This is a genomic window from Anaerolineae bacterium, assembly GCA_013178015.1.
GTDB lineage: Bacteria > Chloroflexota > Anaerolineae > DRVO01 > DRVO01 > Ch71.
Genome location: JABLXR010000085.1, coordinates 1 through 10,056, shown reverse-complemented (window position 1 = coordinate 10,056; position 10,056 = coordinate 1). Strand labels below are relative to the sequence as shown.

6 protein-coding genes are annotated in these 10,056 nt (G+C 65.5%); all 6 read left to right on the top strand.

The features are described 5' to 3' along the window. Positions 1-273 precede the first annotated feature (273 nt). Positions 274-1,323 carry a recombinase RecA gene (gene recA, locus HPY83_19225; protein ID NPV10082.1) on the top strand — a complete coding sequence of 350 codons (1,050 nt, stop codon included), beginning with the start codon at positions 274-276 and terminating at the stop codon, positions 1,321-1,323. A 303-nt stretch (positions 1,324-1,626) separates the two neighbouring features. Continuing rightward, positions 1,627-2,286 carry a hypothetical protein gene (locus HPY83_19220; GenBank protein ID NPV10081.1) on the top strand — a complete coding sequence of 220 codons (660 nt, stop codon included), beginning with the start codon at positions 1,627-1,629 and terminating at the stop codon, positions 2,284-2,286. A 5-nt stretch (positions 2,287-2,291) separates the two neighbouring features. Continuing rightward, entirely contained in the window at positions 2,292-3,830 is a 1,539-nt protein-coding gene (rny, locus tag HPY83_19215; protein NPV10080.1) for a ribonuclease Y, read from the top strand. 369 nt (positions 3,831-4,199) lie between these two features. Then, positions 4,200-5,642 carry a tryptophanase gene (locus HPY83_19210; protein ID NPV10079.1) on the top strand — a complete coding sequence of 481 codons (1,443 nt, stop codon included), beginning with the start codon at positions 4,200-4,202 and terminating at the stop codon, positions 5,640-5,642. Between the two features lie 500 nt (positions 5,643-6,142). After that, entirely contained in the window at positions 6,143-8,761 is a 2,619-nt protein-coding gene (locus tag HPY83_19205; GenBank protein ID NPV10078.1) for a hypothetical protein, read from the top strand. 268 nt (positions 8,762-9,029) lie between these two features. Then, positions 9,030-10,056 (top strand): glutamate--tRNA ligase (locus HPY83_19200; protein ID NPV10077.1); only part of this gene is annotated, 1,027 nt, incomplete at its 3' end.

Sequence of the window (10,056 nt, the reverse complement as noted above, 5' to 3'; positions counted from 1 at the left end):
ACCACCGGACCCACCGCTGTCATCTGATCAGAGGAGAGTGTGCTATACTGCACCTTGAGCCTCCTTGGTTAGTGCTTGCTTCTCAGCTTTACAATAACCAAGTGAGGCTCGCTTCGCATCCCCTCCGGCTCACCCCTTGCTCCGCTCACCTCCCCGACTTTGAGAAAGCCCTACCTACGCCTATGATTGTCCTTGCTATGTGACAGCAACTGTTGTAAACTGGGAGGGCTTTGAGGATTCGCTAACGCGAATCTGGCAGGGGGAAGTGCGTACATGGCAGGTTCTGGTAGAGAACAGGCTCTGAATACGGTTCTGACCGATCTGAGACGCCGCTACGGCGACGGTGCCATAATGCGCCTGGGCACGGATCAGTGGGCCCAGGTGGAAGCCATCCCCACTGGCTCATTGGCGCTGGACCTAGCTTTGGGCGTGGGTGGAGTGCCCAAAGGGCGTGTCACCGAGATCTATGGCCCCGAGTCCGCGGGCAAGACCACGCTATGCCTGCACATTATCGCTGAGGCGCAGAAGGCAGGCGGTGTCGCCGCTTTCATAGACATGGAGCATGCCCTGGACCCGGCTTATGCTCAGCGACTGGGGGTCAACATCGAGGATCTGTTCGTATCCCAGCCCGACACCGGTGAGCAGGCGCTGGAGATTGCCGAGGCATTGGTGCGCAGCGGGGCGGTGGACGTGGTGGTGGTAGACTCGGTGGCGGCGTTGGTGCCTCGAGCCGAGATCGAAGGCGAGATGGGGGATTCGCACCCCGGCCTGCAGGCCCGGCTGATGAGCCAGGCACTGCGCAAGCTCTCGGGGGCGATCAAGCAATCTAACACCGCCATGATCTTCACCAACCAGATCCGCTACAAGATCGGCGTGATGTTCGGCAACCCAGAGACTACCCCCGGAGGCAACGCGCTGAAGTTCTACTCATCGGTGCGGCTGGACATGCGCCGCATCGAATCCCTGAAGCGCGGTGGCGAGGTAATTGGCAATCGAGTGCGGGTGACGGTGCGGAAGAACAAGGTGGCTCCTCCCTTCAGGCAGGCCGAGTTCGAGATCATGTACGATGAAGGTATCTCGCGCCTATCTGATATACTTGATCTAGGTGTGGAAGCCGGGATCGTGGACAAGCGCGGGTCGTATTTCTCCTATGGGGAGACGCGCCTAGGCCAGGGCAGGGAGGCGGCCAAGGACTTCCTGCGCGACAATCCCGACATAGCACGCGAGATCGAAAACAAGGTGAGGGAGGCACAAGGTCTGCTGCGGGTAGGTGTGGCAGAAGACCTTGACGGCGACGAGGCGCGCGCGGGCGAGCCGGACTAGTGCTGGACGCTCGTCAGCATAGTCACTTCGGGTCTGTGAGATTCCGAAGAGCATAGAACGCTGTACAGGCATTAGCGGGGTCTGCGGTTTTGCGGTGGAGCCGATGTAGGAGCCAGGTAGCGCTATGATCCGGCAGGCTCTCCCTGGAGGGAGGGCCGGGGGTGCTATATCCCCCTGATCGGTGCCAGCGGACCGCCCGAGTGGGCCGACAGCGATCAGTTCGGCGGGAAACCGGAAGGGCTATGGCGTGCTATCGCCGCCATGGCCCTTTGTCGTTCCCTGCGCAAGAGGCCAAGAGCAACGATGGAAGGGAGGGTCACTCGGCTGGAGAGGCAGAAGCGTCGCCGGCAACGCGTGAGCGTCTTCCTCGATGACGAGTACGCCTTCAGCCTGGAAGAGTTGACGGCGGCGGCCCTCCACCTGGGGCAGTTTCTGAGCGAGGACGACATACGGGAGCTTCGGCGCCGGGACGAGGTGTGCCGGGCCCAGGAGCGGGCCCTGCGGCTGCTGGAGGTTCGGCCGCGCAGCCGGTTCGAGCTAGAGCAGCGCCTGCGCCGGGCCGGGTTCGAGCAGGCGACGGTGGAAGAAGCGCTCGGCCGCCTGGAGCGGGTAGATCTGGTGGATGATGACGCCTTCGCCCAGTTCTGGGTGGAGCAGCGGCTTGCCTTCCGCCCGCGCAGTCGCCGGGCTCTGCGCTACGAGCTTCGCCGCCAGGGGATTTCCGACGAAGCAGCTGAGGGGGCACTCGAAGGGGTAGACGACGCCGAGGCTGCGGCGACCTTGGTGGAAAAGCACCTGGAGCGGCGCGACCCCGGCCGTGACCGGGAGTCTCTGCGCGAAGAGCTGTACGCGCTCCTGCGTCGGCGGGGATTCGGGTACGGGACTGTCAAAGAGGTCCTGAACCGTCTGGACCTGACATGGGGCGAGCACGATGTGCTCGATCATTCTATAGAGGACGAGTAGACGACATGAACGTCATGCTATGGGTAGCCTGGATCGCCGTTACCGTGGCGGCGTTACTAGGCGGAGTAGCTGCTGGGTACTGGTATTGCCGCTACCGGGCCCGCCAGCGAGCCATCACGGCGCAAGACGAGGCCGAGCGTATCTTGGAGACAGCTCGGGCGGAGGCGCGGGAGATAGTGCTTCGTGCCCGAGATGAAGCTCTCGCCATCCGGGATGAGGCGGAAAAGGAGGAGCAGAAAGCTAGGCGCGAGCTGCAGGCGTACGACGATCGCCTTCGACGACGCTCCGAGAGCCTGGATCAGAAGCAGGAGGCTCTCGAAGAGCGCAGCCGCCGGCTAGATCAGCGGCAGAGCCGGCTCGACAAGCAGGCGAGCGAGCTCTCCAGGCTAGAGGAGGAGAGACAGCGGGAGCTGCAGCGGATCGCCAACCTGACGCAAGAGGAAGCACGCCAGATCTACCTCGAGCAGGTGGCCGAGGGCTGCCGGCAGGACGCCGCTCGGCTCATCCGAGAGATCGAGGCCCAGGCACGAGAGGAGGCGGAGCGCGAGGCGCGCCAGATCATCGGGCTGGCCATCCAGCGCTGCGCTGCCGATCAAGTGGCGGATTCGACCGTAGCCTCGGTGGAGCTGCCTTCCGACGACATGAAGGGACGCATCATTGGGCGCGGGGGGCGCAACATCCGCGCCATCGAGAGCATCACCGGGGTGGACCTGGTGGTGGACGACACCCCGGAGGCGGTCACCATCTCCAGCTTCGATCCGGTGCGGCGGGAGATCGCCCGGTTGGCGCTGCAGCAGCTGGTGCAGGATGGGCGCATCCACCCCGCCCGGATAGAACGGCTGGTGGAGAAGGCGCGGGAGGAGGTGGAAGAGCAGATCGAGCAGGCGGGCCAGGAGGCCGCCTATCAGGTGGGCATCCACGGCCTGCATCCCGAGTTGCTCAAGTGCTTGGGCCGGCTGCGGTTCCGCACCAGCTACGGCCAGAACGTGCTCAACCACTCGGTGGAGACGGCGCTGCTGGCCGGAATGATGGCCGGGGAGCTGGGTGCCGACGTGCAGTTGGCCAAGCTGGGCGGACTGCTACACGACATCGGCAAAGCCACCGACCACGAGGTGGACGGGCCCCACGCCGCCATCGGTGGGGACATTGCGCGTCGCTTCAACATGCCCCCTCTGGTGCTCAACTGCATCCTGGCCCACCACGGGGAAGAAGAGCCCCAGTGTCTGGAGGCCATCCTGGTGGAGGCAGCGGACGCCATCAGCGGCGCCCGGCCGGGAGCGCGCCGGGAGGCACTGGAGACCTACATCAAGCGCGTACGAGCGCTGGAGGACCTGGCCAACTCCTTCAAGGGGGTGGCTCAGTCCTACGCCATCCAGGCGGGGCGCGAGGTACGCATCGTGGTCAAGCCCGAGGAAGTGGACGACCTGGCTGCCATCGAGCTGGCCAAGGACGTCGCCCGGAGCGTGGAGGAGAACCTCCAGTACCCCGGGCAGATCAAGGTCACCATCATTCGCGAGACCAGGGCCGTGGACTACGCCCGGTAGCCCTTTTCCTGACATCATCTTCAGGCCGGCGGGGTCAGTCCCCGCCGGCCTTCTGGTTGCCTGCGCTCTGCCAACTCGAGTTCGCACTAGGTACGCCAGAGCCTCACGCAAAGACGCGAAGGCGCAAAGGGGCCAAGAGGTGCTCACGCTTTACTGGGCGGCGTCGCGCCTTAGCCTGAAACGCGATCCCGGTCCCTCAGCGCCCGCTGGCTTCCCGTGTTCTTCACCTTGTGCTATGCTGACCGGTACAAGGGCGTGCCCACCACGCCCTTGTTGCCTGCTTGCCAAGTAGGCAACCCCGATGCACACGAGCCCGCCGGCACCCGGTGTCTTGGCGTGCAGTTGGCGCATCGCTATAGGAGCGCGAGCATGTACGTGCGGTTGTCCAGTGGCAGAGAGATCCCCGTAGAGATGCACAAGGTCCGCATCGTCCAGAAGACGAGCCTCGTGCCCGTAGCTCGACGGCTCAGGGCCCTGGAGGAAGCGGGCTACAACACCTTCCTCCTGCGCAGCCGGGATGTCTTTCTGGACATGCTGACCGACAGCGGCACCAACGCCATGAGCGACAACCAGTTGGCGGCTATGATGGTGGCGGACGACGCCTACGCCGGGTCAGAGAGTTTCTATCGCCTGGCAGACGCCGTGAGGGAGGTGCTGGGCTTCCAGCACACCATGCCCGTGCACCAGGGCCGGGCGGCGGAGCACCTGCTGGCCAAGGCCTTCATCCAACCGGGCCACGTGATACCGATGAACTACCACTTCACCACCACCAAGGCCCAGTTCGAGCTGGCCGGGGGGACGGTGCTGGAGATCTACACCGACGAGGCTCTGAATACCGCTAGCACTGATCCCTTCCGGGGCAACGTGGACGTCGAGCGGCTCAAGGACGCCATCGCCCAGCACGGCGCCGACAGGGTGCCCTTCGTCCGTATGGAGGCCACCGCCAATCTGATAGGCGGGCAGCCCTTCTCCATGCGCAATCTGCGTGAGGTGAAGGAGGTGGTGTCCGCCCATGGGATCCCGCTGGTGCTGGATGGCAGCCTCATCTCTGAGAACGCCTACTTCATCCGCCAGCGGGAGGAGGGCTACTCCGAGAAGTCCATCTCCCAGATTCTGCAGGAAATGATGGGCTACGTGGACCTCCTCTACCTCTCGGGGCGCAAGAGCACGGCCGCCAGGGGTGGCCTCATCGCCACCAACCGGAAGGACCTCTTCGATCGCATCTTGCCCTGGCTGCCGGTCTACGAGGGCTTCGCCACCTACGGCGGCATGTCTACCAAGGAAGTGGAGGCCATGGCCGTGGGCATCCGGGAGATGACCGACCTTAACGTGGCCGGCGCCGCCGCCGAGTTCGTGCGCTACTTCGTGGAGAGGTTGCTCGAGGCGGGAGTCCCCGCGGTGACGCCTCCGGGCGGGCTGGCGGCCCACGTAGACGCCAGGCGCTTCTTGCCCCACGTCCCTCAGCACGAATACCCGGCAGGAGCCCTGGCGGCGGCCATCTACCTCGCATCCGGGGTGCGGAGCATGGAACGGGGCACGATCTCCATGGACCGGGACGACCAGGGCAACGACGTGACGTCGGACCTGGAGCTGGCCCGCCTGGCGGTGCCGCGGAGGGTGTACACCATGTCCCACATCGAGTACGCGGTGGACCGCCTGGCCTGGCTCCACGAGCATCGCCACCTGGTCAGGGGCCTGCGGTTCGTGCAGGAGCCGCCGGTGCTCCGCTTCTTCTTCGGGCGGCTGGAGCCCCTGGGGGATTGGGGGACCGGGCTGGTGCGGGCCTTCGAGGCCGACCTCGGCCCCATGTGATCCGGCCCTGAGGGTTGAAACCTACTCGCGCGTGGGCGCGCACTCCTCCTGCGGTTGCCGGAGCCGGTGGTGCTCTTGCGGGCTTTCGCAACCTGCTCGGGCGTGGGCGCGCGAACTCCTCCCGCAGTGAGGATGTGGCGGCCGCGTGCTGCCGCCCTCCCCTCGCTGCTGGCGTGCTCTGGCGCCTGACACCACCTCGCCATGAGGAGTGCGCCCCCGCACTCCCCCTCTAGGAGCGAGCGGTTAGGCCCTGGCTCTGACACCACCTCCCCACGAGGAGTGCGCGCGCCCACGCGCGCCTTGCCCCTGAAACTGACACGACGCGGAGGCGGAGGACTGGCAACACCGGTGATGCAGGTACAGACCGGTGCCGCCGGCACTTGGACTACTGTGATGGCGGAGGTATGCTAGGTGAAGGGATGAGAGCGGTAGCCTCGCCGTTCCGTGGGCAACAGAGCCGATGCCTCGCCTGAGGAGGCGCTCAGCCAAGGAGGCTGGCAATGAGCAAGATGCGCAACCTGATCGCGTCCCTAGTCGGCCTGGCTGCACTGGCGGTCCTGGCCCTGGCGATCGTCCGGCTCTACCGGGCCCAGAGCGCCATTCCAGACGCGCACGTCACGCCTCTGGTTCCTGTTGCCCAGTACGTGGCTCCAACGCCGACTCTCCCCAGCTCATTCGACTCCCCCCTTCCTATTCCGGCGCCTACGGACGAGGTTCTCCCCACACCCACCCCCATGCCCGAGCCCACCCCCTGGCCGGCGGTGGTCGAGGGTACTGGGACCTTCCCCAAGCTGGTAGTGCCCGTCCCTGGACCTATGGGATACGCAGAGGCACTCTACCTCGTAGAGGGCAGCCAGGCGCGGCTTCTGGTATCACTGGATAGCTCGACCAGCTTCTCCACGTTGAAGCCTCAGCTCTCCCCTGACGGCAGACAGGTTGCCTTCGTCTTCGCTGACCGTGAGGGGGTTAGTCGGGTCGGTATGGTGGACACGGACACCGGCGAGTACAGGCTGATCGAGGAGGCAAGAGGGGAACTGACTGGCCGCAAGTCCGGTCCGATCGAGGAGATCACTTCGGTGGCCTGGATCGCCGACGCTCGGCTCGCCTACACCAGGATTGTGTGGCCCAGCTCGGATGAGCTAGAGGCGGCACTGCATAAAGGAGAGCCCTGGCCTACACAGGATGAAGTCTGGTCCTACGACCTAGACACGGGAGAGAAGAGGGTCATCGGTGGCGGGCGCGTCTTCGGCGTCCTGGGGGCCTCTCCCGATGGACGGGATCTCTACGTCACCCGGCTCATCCCGGATGTGGGTGATGAGAGGAGGTTGGGATTCGCCCTGCTGCACCTGGACTCCGGCGAGTTGGAGAACCTCTGGCCCCAGGAAGAGGTGCCCGAGGAGACCTACATGAGTTTCGAGCTGGTCAGCCTGCCCGAAGGCAGACGGGGCCTCGCCTTCGTGGTTGTCCCCCGAGGGGAGGGCCCGGGATCTGAGCCGCCGGTCGTCTGGCTGGGCGACGTCGAGACCCTGAAGGCCGAGCCCATCTGGACGGTGACCCGTCGGGAGGAGCCGTTGCCGGGCTCGTTCCTGTATCCGACGCCAAGCCGACTGGCCTGGTCTCCGGATTCGGCCCGGAAGCTCGTTCTCCAGTACTTCGCCCCGCTGGCGGAAGAGATCTGGCTGGTGGACACAGCCGAAGACAAGAGCGACGAACTGCCAATCCCCGAGGCCCCTGGCTGGTTCGACCTCAACCTGCTAGTCTGGACAGACCAGGGAATCGTCATCCAGAGAAGAGGGCTCCTGCAGCTCCTGGACCCAGAAGGCCGCCTTCAGGCCGAGATCGCCATTGGGCGCGCACGGCCCGACGCCGCGGCCTTGCTGCAGGAGTCTCCGCTGCAAGTACCCACCCGGGCGGAGCCCGCTCCTCCGACGGCTACCGCCCTACCGCCAGACTGGATGGATGGGCGCCCTCCACGGACGCCCGAGCCCACACCTACCGTCCCGCCCTTCCCCACGCCGGTTCCCACACCCGTGGTGACCCCCATACCGGTGGCAGAACCGCCTTTCATCCCGGGCCTGGCTGAGGCGCCGCGAGAGCCCTTCCGGATCATTCTGCGGGAAGGTAACAGGCTTCTCTTGACCGATTCCGAGGGCAGTGAGCCACGCCTCCTGATCGACACCGAACAGGCTGCGGGCCTCTATCTCGGACACTACCCCGTGCAGGGCACCGAGGGACCTCCACTGCGCTGGGGCAGCGTCTCTCCTGGCGGAGACAGGGTGGCTCTGGTTGTCACCGACACCTTAGCGCTGGAGTACAAGGGTCAGCCGTACGGTTGGGATATCTACCTTCTCGATGTGGCCAGGGGTGAGTTCTCCTTCTTGGTGGAAGGCCGCGAGCCGGTCTGGTCGCCCGATGGCCAACGCATCGCGTTCGTCGGAGGCGGGGGACTGAGCGTCGTAGACGTCAACACGGGCGAGGCGAAAGTCATACTGCCCAGCGAGGAGGTGTTCCTGTATGAAAGCGCCGCCTGGTCGCCTGACGGCACCAGACTGGCGTGTGTGAGACTGGAAGACCTCATGGGAGGCCCGATCGATCTGGTCCTCGCCAACGCAGACGGCACCGGCCAAGCCACCGTGATCCCCATGCCCGGCGCATACAGCCCCTTTGACCTAACTTGGCTCCCCGGCTCGAACGCCCTGCAGTTTGTCTGGGCAGAGGAAGATCCGAAGCTGGCGCTGTACTTCGACAACCTGTGGCGTCTCGACGCAACAGCGCTTGAGCTCACCAGACTCACGCAGACGGCCATCGTGCGTTCTGCCAGCATAGCTCCGACGGACGCACGCTGGGTTGCCCTCGCCGCTGAGTTCCCGTTCGAACAACCGCTCATGCCCCCGGGAGTCCCCGGTCCCGGCTCGAGCCTCTGGCTCTTCGATACCGAAACGGGGAACACGGTCCGGCTGACGGAAGCCTTGGGCAGCCTCCTCAATGTCCAGTGGTCGCCGGATGGCACTCGCCTGCTCTTTGAGAGAATGGATGACGGCCTGTGGTCGCTAGACTTGGTCGACGGAGCGATGGAGCCCGTTCAACCGCGTATGGCAGACTTCGTGGTGATCTGGTAGGGAGGCACCTGGAACACATCCAGAGGCAAGTGCTCAAGCCTGTCGGCCGCTACTCTGTTGCTGGCCCTCGTGCCTGCTAGGGCAGCATATCGTACGCAACGTCCGATCACGAACGATGGCGGTCGGCTGAACCAGGACCAGCTACATGGGGAGGTCTGAAGCAGCCACCCGCCCACCAGCAGGAAAGGCCGGCCGGCCCTTCCTTGAGCCCCTCCCCTTCCCCGTGCTACCATAGCCCCACGCTCAACTGAGATCGGGAGTCACTCACTTGCCGGATCGTCCCCTGTCCCTCGACCAATACGAGTCCCTCTACCCCCCGCGCGGCCTCCCGCCCGGGGCGGAGGTTACCCGGGTGGCGCCCAGCCCCACCGGCCGGCCCCACATCGGCACCGCCCTCCAGGCCGTGGTGGACCGGGCCCTGGCCGATAAGACCGGGGGCCGCTTCATCCTGCGCATCGAGGACACCGACCGCAAGCGGCTGGACGACCGGGCCGTGCATGAGATCGTGGCGGCGCTGGAGTGGCTCGGTATCGCCCCCGACGAGGGCCCGGAAGTGGGCGGGGACTACGGTCCCTACGTCCAGAGCCAGCGGCTGCCCCTCTATCAGGCGGCGGCAGAGTGGCTCCTGGAGCACGGCCACGCCTACCGCTGTTTCTGCCCTCCCGAGCGACTGGAGGAGGTGCGCCGGGCCCAGCAGGCCGCCGGCCAACTCCCCATGTACGACCGCCACTGCCGCAGCCTTAATCCCGAGGAGGCCCGCCGGCGCCTGGAAGCGGGAGAGCGCTGCGTGGTGCGTCTGGTGGTGCCGGATGAGGCCGAGTTCCGCTTCCAGGATCCCCTGCGGGGCGAGATCGTCTTCGACTCCCGCCAGGTGGACGATCAGGTGCTGCTCAAGTCGGACGGCTTTCCCACCTACCACCTGGCCGTGGTGGTGGACGATCACTTCATGCGGGTGACCACCGCCATCCGGGGGGAGGAGTGGATCTCCTCCACCCCCAAGCACCTGCTCCTGTACCGCTACTTCGGCTGGGAGGTGCCCCGCATCGTGCACACTCCCCTTCTGCGGGACGCCAGCCGGCGCAAGCTCTCCAAGCGCTCCGGCGATACCTCCATCGAGTGGTACCGCGACCAGGGCTACCTCCCCGAGGGCTTCCGCAACTTCCTCACCCGCATCATCTGGGCCCACCCGGAGGAGAAGGACGTCTACTCCTACGAGGAGTTCGTGCGCCTCTTCGATATTCGCCAGCTCTCCACGGCCGGTCCCGTGGCCGACCGGGATCTCCTGGACTTCATCA

What these genes read in the sequence shown, in the direction of transcription:
- recA (NPV10082.1), top strand. Translation starts at nt 274, where the DNA reads ATGGCAGGTTCTGGTAGAGAACAGGCTCTGAATACGGTTCTGACCGAT.
- HPY83_19220 (NPV10081.1), top strand. Translation starts at nt 1,627, where the DNA reads ATGGAAGGGAGGGTCACTCGGCTGGAGAGGCAGAAGCGTCGCCGGCAA.
- rny (NPV10080.1), top strand. Translation starts at nt 2,292, where the DNA reads ATGAACGTCATGCTATGGGTAGCCTGGATCGCCGTTACCGTGGCGGCG.
- HPY83_19210 (NPV10079.1), top strand. Translation starts at nt 4,200, where the DNA reads ATGTACGTGCGGTTGTCCAGTGGCAGAGAGATCCCCGTAGAGATGCAC.
- HPY83_19205 (NPV10078.1), top strand. Translation starts at nt 6,143, where the DNA reads ATGAGCAAGATGCGCAACCTGATCGCGTCCCTAGTCGGCCTGGCTGCA.